The organism is Thainema salinarum CENA647, from assembly GCF_057732415.1.
Genome location: NZ_JBYJZJ010000022.1, coordinates 807,384 through 827,926, shown reverse-complemented (window position 1 = coordinate 827,926; position 20,543 = coordinate 807,384). Strand labels below are relative to the sequence as shown.

16 protein-coding genes are annotated in these 20,543 nt (G+C 48.9%); 5 read left to right on the top strand and 11 right to left on the bottom strand.

Annotated features, from left to right (window positions below; genetic code table 11):
- Nucleotides 1-45: 45 nt before the first annotated feature.
- Nucleotides 46-1,413, top strand: a complete 1,368-nt coding sequence (gene tnpC, locus AC286M_RS10425; RefSeq protein WP_488202877.1) for an IS66 family transposase — start codon at nucleotides 46-48, stop codon at nucleotides 1,411-1,413.
- Between the two features lie 303 nt (nucleotides 1,414-1,716).
- On the top strand, nucleotides 1,717-2,496 hold the full coding sequence (locus AC286M_RS10420; RefSeq protein ID WP_488204321.1) for an RNA polymerase sigma factor SigF: 780 nt from the start codon (nucleotides 1,717-1,719) through the stop codon (nucleotides 2,494-2,496).
- A gap of 131 nt (nucleotides 2,497-2,627) precedes the next feature.
- Here AC286M_RS10420 and AC286M_RS10415 read toward each other — a convergent pair whose 3' ends face one another.
- The 4 genes from AC286M_RS10415 to nagA all read right to left on the bottom strand — a co-directional run bounded on the left by AC286M_RS10415 (nucleotide 2,628) and on the right by nagA (nucleotide 6,067).
- Nucleotides 2,628-3,296, bottom strand: coding sequence for a ribosomal protein L7/L12 (locus AC286M_RS10415; protein WP_488204320.1), 669 nt, complete (start codon nucleotides 3,294-3,296; stop codon nucleotides 2,628-2,630).
- A complete protein-coding gene (locus tag AC286M_RS10410; RefSeq protein ID WP_488204319.1) occupies nucleotides 3,293-3,814 on the bottom strand; it encodes a hypothetical protein in 522 nt (173 codons plus the stop codon). The genes AC286M_RS10415 and AC286M_RS10410 overlap by 4 nt, the downstream gene beginning before the upstream one ends.
- Before the next feature lie 278 nt (nucleotides 3,815-4,092).
- A complete protein-coding gene (bchM, locus tag AC286M_RS10405) occupies nucleotides 4,093-4,776 on the bottom strand; it encodes a magnesium protoporphyrin IX methyltransferase (protein ID WP_488204318.1) in 684 nt (227 codons plus the stop codon).
- Nucleotides 4,777-4,897: 121 nt separating this feature from the next.
- Entirely contained in the window at nucleotides 4,898-6,067 is a 1,170-nt protein-coding gene (nagA, locus tag AC286M_RS10400; RefSeq protein WP_488204317.1) for an N-acetylglucosamine-6-phosphate deacetylase, read from the bottom strand.
- Between the two features lie 67 nt (nucleotides 6,068-6,134).
- On the opposite strand from nagA, the gene purE reads away from it, so the two are divergent.
- Entirely contained in the window at nucleotides 6,135-6,653 is a 519-nt protein-coding gene (purE, locus tag AC286M_RS10395; RefSeq protein ID WP_488204316.1) for a 5-(carboxyamino)imidazole ribonucleotide mutase, read from the top strand.
- 728 nt (nucleotides 6,654-7,381) lie between these two features.
- Nucleotides 7,382-8,785, top strand: a complete 1,404-nt coding sequence (locus AC286M_RS10390) for an ammonium transporter (RefSeq protein ID WP_488204315.1) — start codon at nucleotides 7,382-7,384, stop codon at nucleotides 8,783-8,785.
- Between the two features lie 87 nt (nucleotides 8,786-8,872).
- On the opposite strand, the gene AC286M_RS10385 is transcribed toward AC286M_RS10390, so the two are convergent.
- From AC286M_RS10385 to tnpC (AC286M_RS10370), 4 genes are all read right to left on the bottom strand, one after another.
- Nucleotides 8,873-9,253, bottom strand: a complete 381-nt coding sequence (locus AC286M_RS10385; RefSeq protein WP_488204314.1) for a DUF423 domain-containing protein — start codon at nucleotides 9,251-9,253, stop codon at nucleotides 8,873-8,875.
- A gap of 68 nt (nucleotides 9,254-9,321) precedes the next feature.
- Entirely contained in the window at nucleotides 9,322-10,563 is a 1,242-nt protein-coding gene (locus tag AC286M_RS10380) for a sensor histidine kinase (protein ID WP_488204313.1), read from the bottom strand.
- 6 nt (nucleotides 10,564-10,569) lie between these two features.
- Nucleotides 10,570-13,086 (bottom strand): hybrid sensor histidine kinase/response regulator, encoded by a 2,517-nt coding sequence (locus tag AC286M_RS10375; RefSeq protein WP_488204312.1) that lies wholly within the window; start codon nucleotides 13,084-13,086, stop codon nucleotides 10,570-10,572.
- A 187-nt stretch (nucleotides 13,087-13,273) separates the two neighbouring features.
- On the bottom strand, nucleotides 13,274-14,641 hold the full coding sequence (tnpC, locus tag AC286M_RS10370) for an IS66 family transposase (protein WP_488204311.1): 1,368 nt from the start codon (nucleotides 14,639-14,641) through the stop codon (nucleotides 13,274-13,276).
- A 208-nt stretch (nucleotides 14,642-14,849) separates the two neighbouring features.
- Here tnpC (AC286M_RS10370) and AC286M_RS10365 point away from each other — a divergent pair, with 208 nt between their 5' ends.
- Nucleotides 14,850-17,612, top strand: a complete 2,763-nt coding sequence (locus AC286M_RS10365) for an AAA family ATPase (protein ID WP_488204310.1) — start codon at nucleotides 14,850-14,852, stop codon at nucleotides 17,610-17,612.
- Nucleotides 17,613-17,706: 94 nt separating this feature from the next.
- Here the strand turns inward: AC286M_RS10365 and AC286M_RS10360 are convergent, their stop codons facing one another.
- The 3 genes from AC286M_RS10360 to AC286M_RS10350 all read right to left on the bottom strand — a co-directional run bounded on the left by AC286M_RS10360 (nucleotide 17,707) and on the right by AC286M_RS10350 (nucleotide 20,525).
- Complete coding sequence (locus AC286M_RS10360; protein ID WP_488204309.1) at nucleotides 17,707-17,874, bottom strand: hypothetical protein; 168 nt, start codon at nucleotides 17,872-17,874, stop codon at nucleotides 17,707-17,709.
- A 289-nt stretch (nucleotides 17,875-18,163) separates the two neighbouring features.
- On the bottom strand, nucleotides 18,164-18,688 hold the full coding sequence (locus tag AC286M_RS10355; RefSeq protein ID WP_488204308.1) for an SH3 domain-containing protein: 525 nt from the start codon (nucleotides 18,686-18,688) through the stop codon (nucleotides 18,164-18,166).
- Nucleotides 18,689-19,001: 313 nt separating this feature from the next.
- On the bottom strand, nucleotides 19,002-20,525 hold the full coding sequence (locus AC286M_RS10350; RefSeq protein WP_488204307.1) for a Ycf46 family AAA ATPase: 1,524 nt from the start codon (nucleotides 20,523-20,525) through the stop codon (nucleotides 19,002-19,004).
- Nucleotides 20,526-20,543 lie beyond the last annotated feature (18 nt).

Below are 20,543 nucleotides of genomic sequence, written 5' to 3'. Positions count from 1 at the left end.
GGTTGACCCAAGCACGGCTTTGAGAGAAGATGATAAGCTTTTGCCATGACAGAACTGCCCCCACTCGATGGATTAAGCCCCGCCGAAAAAGATGCCCTGATTCAAGGGCTGTGGCAGGAGCTGCAACGGTTGCGAGCAGAAGTCGAACAACTGAAGCAAAAGCGGGTAAAGAAAACGTCGCGCAATTCGAGTTTGCCTCCCTCCAAGGGCTTCAAACCCAATCAGAGCCGCTGTGAACCCATGGCTAGTCCATCGGAAGAAACGGGAAGCCACCGTGACGGTGGGCGAGAATTAAGTCAACAGCCCAATCAAGTGGTGGTGGCACAAGCCAAGAGCTGTCCCCACTGTGGAGCTGAGGTTGACCGTTCGGCGCAGCGCTTGAGCGGGATTTACGAGCGGATTGAATTGCCTCAGCTCACCCCTGACATCACGCGGGTGGAACGCTATGGCGGGGTGTGTCCGTGTTGTCAAAAGACGTATGAGGCTCCCGTTCCAGTTGGGTTGGAACCCGGTTCTCCCTTTGGCACGAGTGTGGCAAGTCTAGTCACCTATCTGCGCTACCGTCATGCCATCAGCTATCAGCGGCTGAGCCAGTTGATGAGCGACCTCTGGGGTCTGAGCTTGTCGGAAGGAGCCATTGCCAATCTACTGAAACGAGTGCAGGCTCAACTTCAATCCCCGGTGGCCCAGATTGTGGAGCGCTTACGCAGTGCTCGTCTAGTCGGCAGTGATGAGACGGGGGCACGGGTAAATGGAGTCAACCAGTGGGAGTGGGTGTTTCAAAACGAGCAGGTCTGTTTGCATGTGATTCGTCCGAGCCGAGGAAAAGCTGTCATTGACGAGGTGATGGACGGTCATCGGCCTCAGGTGTGGGTCTCGGATTTGTTCAGTGCTCAGACAGCCCATCCGGCAAACGAGTGGCAAGTGTGTTTGGCCCATCAACTGCGTGATTGTCAGTATGCCATCGATGCTGGCGATGACCTATTTGCTCCTCGGATGAAACGGCTGTTGCTCAAAGCCATTGCTCTGCAACGACGACGACACACTCTGGCGGCCTCGACCGTCGAGCAGTATGGCGCTCGATTTCGCGGTTCACTGCGGGAGATTTTGAATCTCAACCCTCAATCGCTTGAGGGGCAGCGGTTGCTCAAACGTTATCGAAAGATTCGTTCTCATCTGTTGCTGTTTTTGACCGATGAGACCATCCCGCCGACCAATAATGCGAGTGAGCAAGCGTTGCGCTGGAGTGTGGTCTTTCGCAAGGTGACTAACGGATTTCGATCCGACTGGGGAGCCGAGTTGTTCGCTCAGGTGCGATCTCTGATCAATACTGCACAACGTCAGGGCATGTCTGCCTTTGATGCCATTTCTCGTGCCCTTACCTCTCAGCAGTCCGATTGGCTACTGGGTTGAGCAATTACGAATTATGCATAAGAGTTACATTTTGTTGCATCTATCTCAACTATCGATCCTGACCAGATTGCATAGTTTTTCGACCATAAGAGACAGCTTTTTATAAACTACCGGAACTTACTTGTTTATGCAGGATTCAGTAGAAATGAGGTTGATAAACCTGTCCCTAACTGAATAATGTTGGTACTAAGTTTGAATTGTCTTTGCGCACTGTTTGGCACATCGCCATCCTAGGAAGCACCAAATGAATGACAGTTGTTCTTCCTCTGATACCAGTCCTGCAATCTACCTCCTGATGTCGTCATGCCTACCACTTGTCACCACGAACTGAAAAGCGAAACCCTTGAGCTGTTGCGTCAATATCAGCAATCGCCCTCTCCCGAACTCCGAAATCGGCTGGTGCAGCTCAATATCGGGCTAGCACGCAAAGAGGCTCACCATTGGGTGAATCAGTGTACTGAACTCTATGATGATCTCGTTCAGATCGGCAGTCTCGGTCTAATCCGTGCAATTGAACGATTTGACCTATCCAAAGGGCATGCGTTTAGTTCGTTTGCAATTCCCTATATTCGTGGTGAAATTCAGCACTATTTGAGAGATAAAGCTAGTTCGCTACGCATTCCCAGACGCTGGCAGCGTTTGCAGCGACAAGCCATTCGGTTTACTCGACAGTTCCAATCTGAAACGGGTCGCTATCCCTCAGACCTAGAAGTGGCTACCTACTTGGAAGTTGAGGTCAGCGAATGGCAGGAGATTAAGCTAGCAGGTCGCAACAAAGAGCCGCTCAGTTTAGATGCTCCCATGCGGGAAGACGACGAAAATACTGCATCTTTGGGAGATTTAATTCCCGATGCTCGTTATCGGAGTTTCCAACTGGCTCAGGAAGACCAAATTCGACTTCAGCAGTGTCTGTCCCAACTCGAAAATCGCACCCGAGAAGTTCTAGAGTTCGTTTTCTTGCAGGACTTGACGCAAAAAGAAACCGCAGAGCGCTTAGGCATCAGTGCCGTTACGGTTTCGCGCCGGATTAAGAAAGGACTGAAATCATTGCAGCAGTCAATGACCTCGACTCATGTAGAGTAACTTGTCTGCACAGAGCTTTCTGACAAAGGCTTTTTCGATAAAAACATAGACAACAAAACATATACCCCATCAATCCGCTTGAAATCCGCTTTGGTTTTCAAGCGGATTTCATATTGGTATCCATCTGGTTGCTACGCATTCTTTAGAATCAAAACCACGCTTGCACCCGTTGCAGCGAGTTTGCGTTGAGCTGCTTCTGCTAATGGGCGGTCAATGTTTTGCTGCACTGGGAAAGGAACATAGTCTACGAGTGCTTTCGCCTCCTTCCAAGAGCAATCGCGGATTTGCTTGATGGCTCGAATGACCAATCGTCGCTCATGGGACGGGAACGACTCTAAGACGACGTCAAACCGCTCTAACGCGACCGCACCACCGAGTTGCTTGGAGCTTATGCCATTGATATCGAAATAGTAGAAGACTTGCCCCGTCTCGCTGACCTGAAAATCAGCTTGGAAGTCTCTAGCTCGCTGATCGAGATAAGCTTTAGCCTCGGCGGCATTCAGCTCGGTTTGCATAGCGAAGGGTAAGACCGAGATATAACCTTCCCCTTGACGCAGCAGTTGAAAGAAGACGGCTTGCAGTCGCTTGTCAATCTGTTGCTCTCGTCGCTGCTGTTCTTGCCATACGAGCCAGCCACCACCTGCCAAAGCCGGAGTGCCAAGCATTAAACAGGCCACAATAATATTGCGTCGATCAAGTGGATCAATTTGTCGCGCCAGCGATACATCAACGACTCGGACTGCACAGATAAAGCCCCATGCTAGAAGTACTCCAGCCGCAATTCGCTTAACCAGTTTCATAGTTCTTGCTCCGGATAAGTCGATTCCGGTGAAGATTCTAGCGGCAAAGTATCCAGAGGTAACGGATCTAAGACCTGGTCGAGCTGATATGACGGTTTACCTTGCCCAAGCTGAGGACTGAACCAGTAGGAAATATCGCCTTCAGCGCTGACGCGAAAATGACCATTGAATTCTCTCGATCGCGCATCTAAAAACTGCCGCGCAACTTCCCCAGTTACCTTCGCTTTCATTGCGTAGCTCAGGGCTGAAATATGACCACCGTCAGTTTGAATTAACTCGTAAAAGGCGTTCCACAGCCGATTGTGATACTCGCGTTGCCCTTGCTGGTAAGCGCTCCATAGCAACACGCCGCCGAGCAGGCTGGGCGGCAAACCCATTACAAAGCCTGCGGCCAAGATGTTAACTCGCTCAGAAGGATCTTCGAACTTTTCAACCGCTGCGATCGCAATACACAGCAGCAACCAAAGTAGACCAGCGGTGGCAAAGCATCCTCCAAATATCCACTTCAGTAATTTCATAGCCGTTGTTCAACTGCGATCGCAAAGTTTAAGTCAAGATCCAAGTCCGGATCTCAAATATCCGCAATCTTAGCCTGCCCAAATCAATTGACCGCCATAAACTCAAAATCTAGAAATATCGCTGTAGCCAGCTAAGTTAGGACAGGGACATTTTGTGGGGCGGTTGAACTGCTCCATAAAATGTCCCTACCTGACACACCTAGCCATTGCTATATCTAGACATGAGCATGAGCATGGCGACGGAACCACTATACTCATACTTAAAATCCAGACAGAACTTATTTGGTTGCTTCCAGGATTCGGGAGAAATAAAACTGGGTCTTGGTCATGCCGTTGCGCTTAATTTGCCAGCCATTGCGCTCCAGGATGGTAACCACATCAGACTCTTTGTGTAAGTAAGCTCGCGTGGTTTTGCTGGGGCCAGGAAAAAACTCACCAATTTTCTTCAGCAGGCTGTAGGCAAAGGTTTTAGGCGCAAAGCTGAGGATTAGGCGCGATTCAGCCAATGAGCTGAGGTGCTGAATCATGTCGGCTGCCTTGTCCTGAGGATAGTGGATCAGCACGTCCAGGCAAATGACAGTGTGATAGCTGCCGGACAGGCTTTCTAAGTCTTTCACTTCGAACGTTGGTGCTTGACCATTCAGTTCGGTGGCCCGCTCTTTCGCCTCTCCGACCATCTTTTCTGAAATATCGGTCGCATAAACGTTTGCACCCATTTCGGCCAGCGGAATGCTGAGGCTACCGGTGCCACAGCCAGCGTCACAAATACTGCGACCTGCGGTATCGCCATCGTCGCGCAGCCAAGCCAAAACGGTGTCAATGGTTTGCTGATGACCTTTGCGAATATCCAACTGCACTTTATTTACTTCGCCCTCGCCGTAGATGCGCCGCCAACGGTCGAAGCCTGTAGAGTTGAAATATTCGCGAACAACAGTTTTATCGTCAGTAGTGGTGGTCGGCATAGTCTTAATAAAGTGCGGGATGAGTTGAGTACGGAATGAAAACGTGTATTAAAGCGTTACCGAAATTAGCATGCGTTTACAAGCATGCCAAGATGCGGGGGTGTTTGTTGATTACGTTTTGTTAATGGGTGTTCGGCTCAAACAGCCGTGACCAAGTCGTACCCTGCCAGCGCAGCAAATGAGCAGCTTGGCCGATGTAACTATCCACCAAACCAATTGCGCGACGAGGAGCGAGGGTAGCGAGTGCGATCGCAGTTTTCAAATCACATAAGCCCCAATCCACCAGGTTTTTCACTCCATCCAGCAGTGGGCGCGTCGTGCCAGAAAGAGTCCCATTCAGCAGTCGTGCCGTCCCCTGAACCACTTCGATTTCGCGCTCATCCCAGGGATAGCGACCATCAGACAGTCCCAACGGAGCCAGGGCATCACTGACCAGGAAAAGGCCCTGTTCGTAACGTGAGGCGCGCAACAGAATGTCCATCATTGTGGAACACACATGCTGACCATCAGCAATTAGGCCACACTGAACACGCGGATCGACAATCGCCGCTCCTAGTAATCCCGGCTCGCGGTGATGCAGCCCCGGCATGGCATTAAAGGCGTGCGTCACCATTGTTGCACCCTGATCAAAGGCTGCTTGAGCTTGAGCGGCTGTGGCTTGGGAGTGGCCAAGGCTAACGGTGATTCCGTGCGATCGCAGATAGGGAATCACTTCTCCAGTCGGGTCGAGTTCGGGTGCGAGGGTAATCACCTTGACCACGTCGGTATACTCACCCAGAATCTGCCGCAGACTGTCCAGAGACAGCGGCTGTAGGTGTTCTGCCGGATGAGCACCGCGTTTTTCAGCGTTCAAACAGGGGCCTTCCAGGTGAACACCGAGGATCTGAGCGGTCGTTGCATCGGGTTGGGGCTGGCGGACAGAAGGTGCGATCGCAGCGAGAGCGGTCTGAATCTTGTCAATAGAGGTTGTAACTAGAGTCGGCAGATAGCCGTCTACGCCCTGATTCCACAAAAACTGGCCAATTTCAACCAGTTTCGTTGCATTCTGTGCATTTAGATCAGGAAATGCCAAGCCCAACGCGCCATTAATTTGCAGGTCAATGCCGCCCAAGGAGAGCCAATCTCCAGCCATGTCTATCACCGATGGGCTTGATGCAGCCGCTAAAGATGGCTGCATCGGCTGAATGGACTGGATGATGCGATCGCAAATTTGGACACGCTGTAGGCCGTCGTAGCCTACAACCCGAGCATTAATCAAATCAGTGACGCGAGTAGTCTGTTGATCCAGCATGGCGATTTACAGAACAACCAGCCACTAGAATACTTGAATTGAGTGCTTTTCAAACGAATAACAATCTATGTCTCAACCTCAAATTGGCATCATCATGGGCAGCGATTCGGATCTGCCAACCATGCAAGCGGCTATTGAAATTTGTGAGCAGTTTGACGTTGCTCACGAAGTCGCGATTGTCTCCGCGCATCGGACCCCCGAGCGAATGGTGGAATACGCCAAAACGGCGCATGAGCGGGGGCTAAAAGTGATTATTGCCGGAGCTGGTGGTGCCGCTCATTTACCGGGCATGGTAGCGGCCTTGACGCCGTTGCCCGTGATCGGTGTACCCGTCAAAACGAGCACCCTCAGCGGCGTAGACTCGCTGTACTCAATTGTGCAAATGCCAGGAGGCATTCCAGTGGCGACGGTAGCAATTGGGAACGCAAAAAATGCTGGGCTGTTGGCCGTTCAAATTTTAGGTAGTCAGCAACCTGAATTATTGAATCGAATTCTGGCCTATCGGCAATCGCTATTAGAAATGGTGATGCAAAAACAAACAGACTTAGACAAGCTGGGGTATCAAGCCTACCTAGCGCAAATGTAGCAAATGTAGCCGACGATATTTCCAGTGTAATCCGGAGTGCGATCGCATTATGGTTTAACAACCCAGAATCAGTATTGAAATTCCTAATACCCTTAATCAGTCTAAGCTTTGACTCCTCAAGGCTTGTAGACGATTAAGCCCGGCAGCTTGTCACCAGCTTGAACCGAGTCAGCAAACCTTACAGTAAAAGTCAAGAATAAAAACGGCGTGCTATTTGATACTTAAAATACACGTAGACTATGTTGATTTTTGGGATTATTCAGATTTCTCTAAAGCCTTCTCCGTACGGTATTCCAGCGATCTCTGCCTCGAAAGTGTATCAGGAAATACAGAATTAACTCAGTGGAATTGGTGCAATCATCTTGACTCTTTTTTTACACAAATTTTGCATTTGAGTGCATTAACACTGTCAGATTTGATCTGAATCGTGAAAGATCCATTGGGTTTATCTGGTTGAGGTCAAGTTTTCCAAACCAAAGCGTAACGGGAATCCGTTGGGAGCGGTGCCTCCCGCTGACGTGTACTACCGATTCTCCTTTAGTTCAAACCTGGGTGAGGCAAACTTATCCAGTGGAGAGTAGATGTGTTGACCCTAAGAGAAGGAATCTCCAGTAATGATGTCTAGAGAAATGACACAGAGATCTAGGGGGCGAGCAAAACGGGCGTCCTCTGGGATTAATTTTTATTCACCAGTTTCAATCTTTAACCAGATTGCACTGCCTCGTAGCATGAAGTCCTGGACGTGGGTTGCTTGCCTCCCACTGGCAATTGCGATCGCAGTTGTATGGGGAACTGCAGCTCATGCTCAGGATGCACCATATTCCGATATCCAGTCCGTTTTGGACAACATTTGGATTACTATCGCAGCCGTACTGGTTATCTTCATGAACGCTGGATTCGGTATGTTAGAAACCGGATTCTGCCGTCAGAAGAACGCAGTCAACATTCTGTCTAAGAACCTAATCGTTTTTGCATTAGCCACTCTTGCCTATTGGGCTATTGGTTTCTCTTTAATGTATGGAACCGGTGGCAATGGTTTTATTGGAGGTGGCGGTTGGTTCTTGTCGGGTGGTCCTGAAACCTATGGCAATGATCCAACTGCAGGTTTGACCGTTCCAGTGTCCTTCCTATTCCAAGTCGCATTTGCCGCTACGGCAGCAACCATCGTTTCTGGTGCGGTGGCTGAACGGGTTAAATTCGTAGACTTCCTCATCTTCAGCATCCTGCTAACCGGTATCTCTTATCCAATTACAGGTCACTGGGTATGGGCTGGTGGTTGGCTGGCTGAATTTGGTTTCCATGACTTTGCTGGCTCAACCGTAGTTCACTCTGTTGGTGGTTGGGCAGCTCTGATGGGCGCAGCATTCCTTGGCCCCCGGATCGGTAAATATTCCGGTGGCCAAACCAATGCGATCCCTGGTCACAACATGAGTTTGGCGATGTTGGGCTGTTTAATTCTATGGATTGGCTGGTTTGGATTTAATCCAGGTTCCGAGCTCGGTGCAACAGCAAATGTTCCCTTTATTGCTGTAACAACCAATTTGGCAGCAGCAGCAGGTGGTGTAGCTGCAACGATCACCTCCTGGATCACCTCTGGCAAGCCTGACCTGTCCATGATCATCAACGGCATTTTGGCTGGTTTAGTTGGCATCACCGCTGGAACTGCTGTTGTTGGCTATCTTGGCGCAGTCATCATCGGTTTGATTGCGGGTGTACTGGTTGTTTTCTCAGTTCTCTTCTTTGACAGCATCAAAATTGATGATCCAGTAGGTGCAACCTCCGTTCACTTGGTTTGCGGTGTGTGGGGAACGCTAGCGGTCGGTCTATTTGCGAATCCCAACAACTTCTACCAGGCTGGCTCAGAAGATGCAATCGTCGGTCTGTTCTATGGCGGCGGCATTACGCAGCTCATTGCACAAATCGTTGGTATTCTGTCCATCGGTTTGTTTACCGTTATCGCAAGCTCAATCTTTTGGTTAGCGCTCAAGTCTACGTTGGGTATCCGCGTAACCGAAGAGGAAGAGCTGGTTGGTCTAGACATCAGCGAACACGGCATGGAAGCTTACAGTGGTTTCCTGAAAGAGTCGAGCGCCATTGGTGCTGCTTCAGTTAGCTCCACTATAGACCGCTAGAAATTTAGGCAATTAGCCAATTTCTAGAGACAAGTGAAAACACGAAAAGGGAGGCTGTTTAGCCTCCCTTTTCAGTATGAGTTTAGTTTATCCTTTGAAGCCAAGTGCTGCGATCGCAAGACAGCCCCAGCCCACCATAAAAGCAACGCCGCCGAGCGGAGTGATTGGCCCCAGCCACTTCATCCCCGTCAGGCTCAGACCATACAGGCTACCTGAGAACAGGACAATTCCGGCTAAAAAGGCAAATCCTGCCACCGTTATCCAGGTTTGGCCAGATGGAGCCAGCAGCAGCAGAATGCCAATCAGGAGCAATCCCAGCGCATGATACATCTGATAGCGAGCACCCGTTTCAAAAATTTCTAACGCATTTTCCGATAGCTTAGACTTGAGCGCATGAGCCGCAAAGGCTCCGGCAGCGACAGCGATGCCAGCTAGGATGGGTGCGATCGCAAGAAAAAATTTAGCCATAATTTCGTTCTTGTGCGTAATGCTATGAAAATAGCTAATGCTCTGTAGGTCTATCTCTAGTTTCCGAATCAGCTTTCATGTGTCTGATATTTACTGCCTAAAGGAATCTTAACCATAAATTCGGTGCCCTGACCAAATTCTGAGCTACACCACAGCTGGCCCTGATGGCGCTCTACGACAATTTGATAGCTAATTGATAACCCTAATCCGGTTCCCTGACCGATCGGCTTGGTCGTAAAAAACTGATTGAATATCTGCTGCTGTACTTGTGGGAACATACCCACACCGTTATCCACAATGTGAACAACAACTTCTTGATGTTCATCTACCCAGTTCGTACGAATCCTAATCTGAGGCTCAAAGTCTGCTTGAGAGATATCTTTACGGTCTATTTTTTCGTCAATCGCATCAATCGCATTCATTAGAAGATGCATAAAAACCTGATTGAGTGGCCCAGGATAGCATTCCACTTCTGGTAAATCACCATACTCTTTTGCGATCTCAATTGCTGGACGCGACGGTTTGACTTTAAGGCGGTTATTTAAGAGCATGAGCGTACTGTCAATACCGTCGTGCAAATTCACCGACTTATATTCAGCTTGATCTAGCCTAGAGAATGAATGTAATGCTCGTATAATTTCCTGAATGCGGGTAGTTCCTACTTTCATCGAAGATAATAATTGGGGTAGATCTTGTTTAATGAATTCAAGATCAATCGTTTCTGAATAAGCTTGAATTTCTATGTTGGGCTCAGCTAAATGACTTTCATAGAGTTGAAATAGGCCAAATAATTCTTGAATATATTGATGAGCGTGAGCTAGATTACCACAAATAAAATTAACTGGATTGTTAATTTCATGAGCGATGCCCGCCACCAATTGACCCAGAGAAGACATTTTTTCTTCCTGAATAAGCTTAAGTTGGGCTTGCCGAAGTTCTAAGTGAACGTTGATACGAGCGAGTACTTCTTCGTGTTGAATCGGTTTAGTGATATAGTCTACTGCTCCTAGCTGTAACCCCTTAACCTTATCTACTACATCAGATAGGGCAGTCATAAAGATAACCGGAATTTCTTTGGTGGTAGGTTCAGCTTTTAAACGACGACAGGTTTCAAATCCATCGATTCCTGGCATCATTACATCAAGTAAAATCAAATCTGGTCGCACTTGTTGCAATTTGCTTAATGCACTTTCTCCACTCTTCGCAACATAAATTTTGAAACCAGAGTCATACAGCAGATCGAATAAAACTTTTATGTTAGTTGGAATATCATCAACAACAAGAATAGAGTCACCAGATAACTTGTGCATCTTGAATTACGCGAGATAGGGACGAATAAGATCAACAATTAATTCATCATCAAACGTATCGACTAAATCTAAGATTTTGTCCGCAAAAGCTCGATAATCTCGGTTTTGCTGTTTGATTCGTCTTGCTTCCTGTTCAATCACAGCAATATAGCCAGCTTGAGCAGCTTGATAAAGCGTCAACAATTCTTTTACGGGTGGCACAACCATGTCTTGAGCTGAGCCTTCCTGCACATTACTATCTGCTTGGTCTTGTGTTGTAGCAATTGAACAGCGAGGATTTAGCTCCGCGATTTCTTGAACCCAAATTAGATTGAGATAGCGCTGAAGTTGTTCAAAGAGTTCTTCTGCTTGCACAGGTTTAGCGAGAAAATCATTACAGCCTGCTTCTTGGCTTTGTTGGCGATTAAAACTAAATACAGATGCTGAAGATGCAATGATAGGGATGTTGATAAATTCTGTTCGTGACCGTAATTCTTGGGTCATTTGATAGCCATCCATTATAGGCATTGCTAAATCTGTAATGATTAAGTCGGGTTGGTGCCGTTGAGCCTGAATTATTCCCTCTTGGCCATTCGTTGCTTCAATCACTTCGAGACCAATCGGTTGCAGCAAATGGGAAATGACAGCACGATTTTCCCAGCGATCATCCACTAGTAGAATAGTACGTCGTTCCCCTTGATATCCCGTAATCGCAGTTTGTGCTGCAGCACATTCTCGCTCAATTACTTCGGCTGCTTCTGGAAATTCGAGATCAAACCAAAACCTGCTGCCAATGCCTAGAGTACTCTCAACTTGGATTTCGCTCCCCATCATTTCAACAATTTGGCGGCTAATTGCTAATCCCAATCCTGTACCTTCAACCTTACGCAAATCATCTCCTACTTGCTCAAAGGGGAGAAATATTCTTGCCATTTGATCTGGACTCATGCCCACACCAGTATCTTCTACTTGAAAGCGAATTATTGTATATTCTGCAGCAGATGATAGCTCTGTATTACGATTGCTTTGTTGATGAATAGGTTTACTGCTCCTTCCTAAAACCTCAACTTTGAAGGTGACTTTCCCTCGATCTGTAAACTTGATAGCATTACCGAGTAGATTAATTAAAACTTGACGGAGACGTTTTTCATCGGCATGAACAGCACGGGGTAGAGAATTAACAACTTGATAGTCAAATTCTAGTTCTTTCTGTTCAGCTCTAATGCGGCAAATTTCTTTGATGTTATGTAAGCAATGGGGCAAGGCAAAATCAGTAGAATATAGCTCTAGCTTTTTAGCCTCGATCTTAGAAATATCTAAGACATCATTAATTAGATTGAGCAGATGAGAGCCACACTGATAGATGACATTGAGTCCATCTCGCTGCTTGGAAGTCAGTGTTTTGTCACGTTGAAAAATTTGGGCATAACCCAAAATTCCATTGAGGGGCGTCCGCAGTTCATGACTCATATTGGCCAGAAACTGGCTCTTGGCTTGGTTGGCAGCGTCAGCCGCTTGTTTAGCCGCTTCCGCCGCCGCTTTAGATCTTTTGAGTTGTGCCTGCTCAAACGACTGCACTTTCCATAGCACTGTAATCATCGTGCCCGCTAGTCCGACGACGACGACGGCAATGACATCCAAAGGCAGTAGCTGAGCTTCAATATTCTTTCGTGGAATGACTAAGGCAATTGACCAATTGGCTTCTTCGAGTGGAATGTAGGCAATATATTGGCCCACATTATCGAGGTTAACCAGCTCAATCCCTTGCTGCTGATTAACCATTTTGTGCGAGATCGCAGCTAAGCCTGGATCTGATGCTTCAGTTAGAGTAGGAGCTGGCCTTTCAATTGTTGACATCAATGCTGGATTAGGATGGACGATGGCTTGTCCTTGCGAATTTAGGGCGAAGGCATAGCTGCCGGAGCCATACTGCAACTGATGGGTAACTTGAACAATGCGATCCACGCGGATGCCACCACTCAATACGCCAACGGGTCGTTCAGCAGGCCCAATGGGGGCGTTGACCCCAATTTTAGGAATGCCCAACGAGCGGCTGATGAAGGGATCAGAAACATTAACTCGTCCTGCGATCGCTTCTTGGAAATATAAGCGATCGCTAATATTGTTACCTTGAGCTAAACCTTGCCCTGTAACGTAGTAGGAACCATCTGGATTGGCATAAATTAGATGATGGAACCCTTCAAGGCGTTTTGCTTCTGCCTCTAGATAGGATTGAGCAACAGACCAATCCATTGACAAAGCTGTCTCAGTGTTGGCTAGCGTTACCACTTCTGCCTTGTGAGTGGCTAGCCATTTGTCAATCTCATTGACTCCTTGCTGAACCTCTAAGAAAGCATTTTGTTTGAGGTTGTCAAGCGTCAAGTTTCTGACCACTTGATAACTCCAGTAAGCAGAAGCACTCACAACTAAGGTGGTACCACCAATAATCAACCGTGTGAGTAAGTTAGAAGACAGTCCCTTGAAATGCTGGTGGTGCTGCCAATGCAAAAACTTATGCCAGGTTGTGAATCGGGAAAGTTGCATAGGGCTGCCCTAAATATTCTTGCTGTAAAAATAAATCAGTTCCAGTATTCCCACTTCGACCCCGTCTAAAACACTAGGAATAGCAATTCTGAGAGATTTTCACCTAAGCCGAACTTTTATTCAGATTGGAAAAAATAGAAGTATTCTGGGCAAGATGCGAGCTTATGAATACCAAGTCAGTAATTGCTCAACCCAGTAGCCAATCGGACTGCTGAGAGGTAAGGGCACGAGAAATGACATCAAAGGCAGACATGCCCTGACGTTGTGCGGTATTGATGAGCGAGCGCACCTGAGCGAACAACTCGGCTCCCCAGTCGGATCGAAATCCGTTAGTCACCTTGCGAAAGACCACGCTCCAGCGCAACGCTTGCTCACTGGCATTGTTGGTCGGTGGGATGGTTTCATCCGTCAAAAACAGCAACAGATGAGCGCGAATTTTCTGATAGCGTCTGAGCAACCGCTGCCCCTCAAGCGATTGGGGTTGCAGATTCAAAATCTCCCGCAGTGAACCGCGAAATCGAGCGCCATACTGCTCGACGGTTGAAACCGCCAGGGTGTGTCGTCGCCGTTGCAGAGCAATGACTTTGAGGAACAGCTGTTTCATCCGAGGAGCAAATAAGTCATCACCGGCATCAATGGCATACTGACAATCGCGCAGTTGATGGGCCAAACACACTTGCCACTCGTGGGCCGGATGAGCCTTCTGAGCACTAAACAAATCAGAGACCCACACCTGAGGCCGATGGCCGTCCATCACCTCGTCAATGACAGCTTTTCCTCGGCTCGGGCGAATCACATGCAAACAGACCTGCTCATTCTGAAACACCCACTCCCACTGGTTGACTCCATTGACTCGTGCCCCCGTCTCATCACTGCCGACCAGACGAGCACTGCGCAAGCGCTCCACAATTTGGGCTACCGGGGATTCAAGTTGCCCCTGCACTCGTTTCAGCAGATTGGCAATGGCTCCTTGCGACACGCTCAGACCGCAAAGGTCGCTCATCAACTGGCTCAGCCGCTCATAGCTGATGGCATGGCGGTAGCGTAGATAGGTGACTAGAGTTGCCACACTGTTACCAAAAGGAGAGCCGGGTTCCAACCCGACTGGAACGGGAGCCTCATAGGTTTGCTGGCAACAGGGACATACCCCGCCATAGCGTTCAACTCGGGTGATGTCAGGGGTGAGCTGAGGCAATTCAATCCGCTCGTAAATCCCGCTCAAGCGCTGCATTGAACGGTCAACCTCAGCTCCACAGTGGGGACAGCTCTTGGCTTGGGCGACCACAACTTGATCGGGGTGTTGACTTAATTCTCGCCCACCGTCACGGTGGCTTCCCGTTTCTTCCGATGGACTAGCCATGGGTTCACAGCGGCTCTGATTGGGTTTGAAGCCCTTGGAGGGAGGCAAACTCGAATTGCGCGACGTTTTCTTTACCCGCTTTTGCTTCAGTTGTTCGACTTCTGCTCGCAACCGTTGCAGCTCCTGCCACAGCCCTTGAATCAGGGCATCTTTTTCGGCGGGGCTTAATCCATCGAGTGGGGGCAGTTCTGTCATGGCAAAAGCTTATCATCTTCTCTCAAAGCCGTGCTTGGGTCAACCGAGTTGAGCAATTACCCAAGTCATATCAGTTACAAGAGCAGTAAATGAGTGCGATCGCTAAAACATTCGTGATGTTCTCCCGTTTGCCAACAGAACGCTAAGATGAGACAAGCTAAAATCAGATCCTCTGTACCATTTTTGAACGAGAATTCGAACGAGAATCATGCAGATTCTGTCCGTAACGCTAACGAATTTCAAGACCCATCAGGATCGCCACTTTAAGTTTCAGCCCGGCACCAATGCGATTTGTGGTGAAAATGGAGCAGGCAAAACCAGTATTTTAGAAGCGATTGCCTGGGTGCTGTTTAATTACAGGGGTGACTACGTCACGGCAGATTTGATTCGAAATGGCACAGGTAGCGCTCAAGTAATGGTGGAATTTGTGTCTAGCCGCGACGGTCGGACATATCAGGTGCTCCGCTCCACGAACAAAGGTTATACCATTTATGATCCCCAGCTTGATCAGCGATTATCCTACAGCCGGATTGAGGATGAAATTCTTCCTTGGCTGCGAGAACATATGGGCGTCGCTCCCAACGTGGATTTGGGCCAGCTCTTTGCCAACACGATTGGCGTGCCGCAAGGAACCTTCACTGCCGATTTTCTCAAGTCAGTGTCTGATCGGAAAAGGGTATTTGATGCAATTCTCAAAGTTGAAGAATACGAAAAAGTGTTCAAGGAGTTGAACGGACTGCGGAAGTATGCCGAGGGGCAATCGGCTGCGATCGCAGATCGGATTCTTCAATACAATGAAACCTTAGAGCAGTGGGATGAGCTTCAGCAGCGGCAAGCCCAGGCGCAGCAGGAGCTGGAGCAAAATGAGGCCACGTTGAAGACTCTAAAAACTCAACTAGAGCAGATAGAAGCCGAACGCCAAAAACGACTCGCCCAGCAGCAGCAAATCCAAACCCTCAAGGTTCAGCTTTCAACTCTGACCGCCCAGATTCAGGGGCAGGAACAGCAGACAATTCGGCTGGATCAGGCACTGCAGCAGGCGAAAGAAGCGGTGCAGATTTGCGAGGTGAATCGAGTTGCTTACGAAAGCTATCAGGCAGCAACCGATAAGCTGAAGCAGCTTGAGCAGCAGATCCGACAGCGGCAAATACTCTGGAATCAGCGAGAGCAGTATCGTCAGCAAATGCGCGATCGCGATACGGATTTGACTCGGCTGAAGTTGCGGCTAGAGCAGCTAGCAACGGCTGAGCAGGATCTGACTCAGTTGAAACCGCTGATTGAGCAGCAAGAACAGCTTGAACAACAGCTTGCTGAAATTAGCAAAGCCCTGCAACAGCTTCAGTCGATTGCTGTGCAAGCTCAAGCTGTACAGCAGCAAATCCAGCAAGTCAGCCGCCAGCTCCAGTCTGTGCAGTCTGAAATCGAACAGATTCAGCGTCTCGATGCGCAGATTCAGCAGATTCCTGATCTGGAGAAAAAACGCAATCGCATCCAAGAGCAGTTGAGCCGCGTCGAAGCCGCCAAACAGTTTGAGGCAGAACTGCACCAGTTGGTCAGCAGCGGACAGGAACGCCATGATCGCTACCAAACCGAAGCGGCAGCAGCACTAGCAACCCTAAAGGATCTGCAAAGCAGTATGCCGCTGTTGGCTGCCAGCCCTGTCGAATCGATTGCAGCGGCCATTGAGTCCGGCGTGGAGGTCACTCAAGAGATGCTGCGATCGCTCTATGGCATTTTGACTGATCTATCGGCTCAGGTATCCGTACCTCAGTTGCAGCAGCAGTTGCGATCGCACCAGTCGAATTTAGCCACTGCCTATCAGTCCAAAGCTCAAGCTGCTGGCTTGCCCCAAAAACTGGAGCAGCAGGCCGCACTCCAGCAGGAAGGTCTGCGTTTACAGCAGCAGTTAGCCCAGCACCAGCAGCAGCTACAAACCGAAGCAGAGCAGCAACTTCAGCAGCAGGCTTACACTCAGCAGATCCAACAGTTAGGCAATCCCAAAGGCCGCAGTCAGCTCCTCCAGCAGCAACTTCAGCAGCTCAAGCCTATTCAGCAGCAATATGCCGCGCTGCAAACGGCACTCAAAGATATCCAAACTCAGCTCAATCAGGTTGAGCAGCAAATTGCTGAATTTGCAGAACTTGATGCCCTAGTCGAGGCCGAAAAGCAATGCCAGCAGCAGCAACATGACGGCTATCTATGCTACTTACAGCATGAAAAAGCGGCGCAAGCACTACCGTCTGTCATCCAGGAAATTGAGCAGATTACCGTGCGAACCACGGCATTGAAGGCACAGCAGGTTGAACTTCATACCCAATACGATCAGCAGATGGCTGACTTTGATGCCGAAACCTTAGCTCAGCTCGAACAAACCTATAGCGCTACTCGCAGTCAGGCTGACCAGATTACAGGTAGCCTGCCGCAACAGCAAAAGCTACTGCACGAACTTAATCAGCAAGTCGCAGCTCTCAAAGAAACTGCAGCTAAGCGGGATCAGGCTGAACAGGAGCGCCAAAAACGCGATCGCACCAAGCGATTTATCAATTTTGCACGTAAAACCTACAAAGAAGCAGGGCCAAGAATTACTCAGCTTTATCTCCATACCATCTCCCGGGAGGCGGATCGCCTATTTCGAGAGTTACTCAATCGCCCCAATGTTTCACTGGACTGGACGCAGGATTACGAGATTGTAGTGCAAGAGGGTGCCAATACCCGTCGCTTTACCAACCTCTCAGGTGGAGAACAAATGTGTGCCGCTCTGGCTGTTCGGCTGGCGCTGCTGAAAGTACTGGCTGATCTCGATATTGCCTTTTTCGACGAACCAACTACCAACATGGATCGCCCCCGCCGCGACAGTCTCGCCGAAGCGATCGCTCGAATTAAAACCTTCCGTCAAATCTTTGTCATCAGTCACGATGACACCTTTGAAAAGGTGACAGAAAACGTCATCTTCGTCGAACGACAGGTTTAACGGCTGTTATGGCTGATAGCAAATGCGGCAGAAGACAAGCAACGTTGCCTTCTGCCGCATTCTCTACTGCACTCAGTTCTCAGCACCGTATCAGTTAGGTGTAATGATCAATCAAAAGCGCCAGCAGAATGGCAAAAACGGTAATTCCAAACGCCAAGAGCGGATGCTGCCCCTGACTGATTGCGAAGGATGTAACGACTCCAGCACCCAGACCAGCCGTTACGACAGAGCTAACCCAATCTTTCTTTGAATTTTTATACATCAGAACGCCGAATAATCCCTAGATCGAATAATGCTTATCAAGCTGTTGATCAAGGTATCATCGGCTTTTGAGGAAGAAAACCGAAACCGCAGTCTACGCAATCAAGGTTGACTTTTACACATATTTCTTAACACAGATACTTGAAGGCTCTAACGCTTTTGAGAGTTGATGGCAATACGCATTAGCTAGAAGATTAAAGAACTCTGGAGACGTTAAAACGCTTTAACTTTAGAACGTTCCAGCGTTAAATTTTTCAAATGCCGCAACCACAATAGCAACGACGGTATCACTATTCGCCTACAGGCTCCGTATTACCGCCCTTCACCCAGCCAACTTGATCATTGCTCAATTTGACCTTTTGCCATTCGCCGTTGTCGCTTTCACTCAAAACAACCAGTTCAGATTCATACTCCACTCCACCAATATGCTCAGCATCCTGTGATGGGTCTTGCCGCAAAATCAAGCCAATCGGTTGAGTTACGCGAGCCGCATAACCCTCTGCTTCTTCGGCTGGGGCTTCAGGTGTAGCCTCCGTTTGCTGCTCAGCAGGTGCTGCTTCTGGCTGGGGAGCCTCTGGTGGTGGAGTACCTTCACCTAGCGGTTTGAGTTCCGTAGCCGGTTGCTCCTGCTCCTCAGGTTGATTGATGGGAGCACCATAGGTCTCTTCGGTATCATTCGCAAATGCCGGTTTTGGCGGCACCGCAGTGAGGCGGGCAATAAAGTATCGAGTCGCCGCAACGCCCACTAGAGACATCAGCACGAGTGCGAAAAAGATGCCTAACGTAAGTTTGACCAGTCCAGTCAGTAGTTTCATGACCGTTTGATTCCCGATAAGAGTAGCAACATGTAAGTAGCCGTATATAAATAAAAGCATTATCTAAAAACCGGGGGAGCGCCCCTCCGGGGCGCTCCCCCGGTTTTTAGATGCGTTGATTTAGCCAACCTGCTTACCACGACAGATTTGGGCAAAATTAACCGCCAAAATTCTAGTGTGAGCAGTCTTGAGGCTCTGCTAGAACACAAGTGTAATACCCATCGCTTAGATCGGGATGATTTTTAATAATTTGGGACTGAAAGTATGGACACGAGATGCCGTGTCCATACTTATGCAAAACCAATTAAACGATTCAATCAGTAGATTCCATTTGTCGCTGAATGCGATCGCTAAGGCTACTGTGTCGAGAAGCCAGTCTGGCTCGACCAGAATTGGCCCATTCCTGTAGCCGCTGGATTTGATCGCGGGCGGTACGGGCTAGCGGGATCACTTGGCTAGCTGCTTCGAGAATGTCATCGTTATTGAAGTCGCGATTCTGGCTAAAACCAATGTGCATGGCTTCAATGATCGTCTGTTCAATCTCTGCTCCAGAGAAATCGGGAGTCTCGTAGGCTAAGCGATCGCAGTCATACTGACTGACATTGTGAGGTCGTAAACGAGAAAGATGAACCTCAAAGATGGCTTTACGCTCTTCCTGACTCGGCAAACCAACAAAGAAAATTTCGTCAAATCTGCCGCGCCTCAGCATTTCTGGCGGTAGAGTTTGGATATTATTGGCAGTCGCCACCACAAAGACAGGCGATGTTTTTTCGGCTAACCAGGTGATGAAGGTGCCAAACACGCGGCTGGTGGTGCCGGAATCTCCTCGACTATCAAAGCCAGCAAATGCTTTGTCAATTTCATCAATCCACAGGACGCAGGGAGCCAGCGCTTCGGCAATTTGAATCATTTGCCGAGTACGTGACTCCGACTCACCCACCAGCCCCGCAAAGAGCCGACCGACATCCAGCCGCAGCAGGGGCAAATGCCAGTGATGAGCGATTGCTTTAGCTGTGAGAGACTTACCTGTACCTTGAATACCAACCAGCAGCAATCCCCGAGGATGGGGCAATCCGTACTGTCGTGCCCGTTCAGAAAAAGCACCGCCGCGCTTCAGCAGCCAATCCTTGAGGTTTTCTAAACCGCCAATATCAGAAATTTTTTCGCTGGCCGGATAAAAGTCTAGAATCTGAGTCTGACGGATTGTCTGACGCTTTTCCTGCAAAATCAGGTCAATATCATCGGCTTGAAATTGACCGTGAGTGGCAACTGAACGGGCAATGACTCGACGAATCCGCTCAATTGAAAGTCCTTGGCAGGAACGAATTAGCTCATCCTCTGTGCGGCTATCCAAGTGACTATTGGTAGCAGATAGCAGCGATCGCACTTCAGTACTGATTTCGTCCAGGGTCGGTAGCGGAAACTCTAGAACCGTAATCACTTCACCCAGATCATCTGGAATGGTGACCGTTGGCGCAATGATAATTAAATTTTTAGGCTGCGATTTGAGAATGCGGGCGAGGTTGCGCAGCTTACGTGCGATCGCAACATCGTCTAAAAACCGATGAAAATCGCGCAGTACAAAAATAGCGGCGGCTGAGGACGGTAATTTTTCAACCAGTTCTAGAGCTTGCAGAGGATTGCGCCGCCCAAATCCAGCATCGTTGGGATTGCCCTGATAGCCGTCAACGAAGTCCCAGGTATAAACGGCGCGATTGCCCTGACGCTGAGCGAGAGCAGCGATCTCGCCTTCTACCCGCTCTTCTTCGCGGGTCGGCAGATACAGCACAGAGTATCGCGCTCTCAGCAGCAGTTCTAGCTCTTGGCTAAAGCTCATGATTCTTGAGGCTAAGAT

What these genes read in the sequence shown, in the direction of transcription:
- purE (WP_488204316.1), top strand. Translation starts at nt 6,135, where the DNA reads ATGTCTCAACCTCAAATTGGCATCATCATGGGCAGCGATTCGGATCTG.
- AC286M_RS10390 (WP_488204315.1), top strand. Translation starts at nt 7,382, where the DNA reads ATGAAGTCCTGGACGTGGGTTGCTTGCCTCCCACTGGCAATTGCGATC.
- AC286M_RS10380 (WP_488204313.1), bottom strand. Translation starts at nt 10,563, where the DNA reads ATGCACAAGTTATCTGGTGACTCTATTCTTGTTGTTGATGATATTCCA.
- tnpC (WP_488204311.1), bottom strand. Translation starts at nt 14,641, where the DNA reads ATGACAGAACTGCCCCCACTCGATGGATTAAGCCCCGCCGAAAAAGAT.
- AC286M_RS10420 (WP_488204321.1), top strand. Translation starts at nt 1,717, where the DNA reads ATGCCTACCACTTGTCACCACGAACTGAAAAGCGAAACCCTTGAGCTG.
- bchM (WP_488204318.1), bottom strand. Translation starts at nt 4,776, where the DNA reads ATGCCGACCACCACTACTGACGATAAAACTGTTGTTCGCGAATATTTC.
- AC286M_RS10415 (WP_488204320.1), bottom strand. Translation starts at nt 3,296, where the DNA reads ATGAAACTGGTTAAGCGAATTGCGGCTGGAGTACTTCTAGCATGGGGC.
- AC286M_RS10410 (WP_488204319.1), bottom strand. Translation starts at nt 3,814, where the DNA reads ATGAAATTACTGAAGTGGATATTTGGAGGATGCTTTGCCACCGCTGGT.
- tnpC (WP_488202877.1), top strand. Translation starts at nt 46, where the DNA reads ATGACAGAACTGCCCCCACTCGATGGATTAAGCCCCGCCGAAAAAGAT.
- nagA (WP_488204317.1), bottom strand. Translation starts at nt 6,067, where the DNA reads ATGCTGGATCAACAGACTACTCGCGTCACTGATTTGATTAATGCTCGG.
- AC286M_RS10375 (WP_488204312.1), bottom strand. Translation starts at nt 13,086, where the DNA reads ATGCAACTTTCCCGATTCACAACCTGGCATAAGTTTTTGCATTGGCAG.
- AC286M_RS10365 (WP_488204310.1), top strand. Translation starts at nt 14,850, where the DNA reads ATGCAGATTCTGTCCGTAACGCTAACGAATTTCAAGACCCATCAGGAT.
- AC286M_RS10355 (WP_488204308.1), bottom strand. Translation starts at nt 18,688, where the DNA reads ATGAAACTACTGACTGGACTGGTCAAACTTACGTTAGGCATCTTTTTC.
- AC286M_RS10350 (WP_488204307.1), bottom strand. Translation starts at nt 20,525, where the DNA reads ATGAGCTTTAGCCAAGAGCTAGAACTGCTGCTGAGAGCGCGATACTCT.
- AC286M_RS10385 (WP_488204314.1), bottom strand. Translation starts at nt 9,253, where the DNA reads ATGGCTAAATTTTTTCTTGCGATCGCACCCATCCTAGCTGGCATCGCT.
- AC286M_RS10360 (WP_488204309.1), bottom strand. Translation starts at nt 17,874, where the DNA reads ATGTATAAAAATTCAAAGAAAGATTGGGTTAGCTCTGTCGTAACGGCT.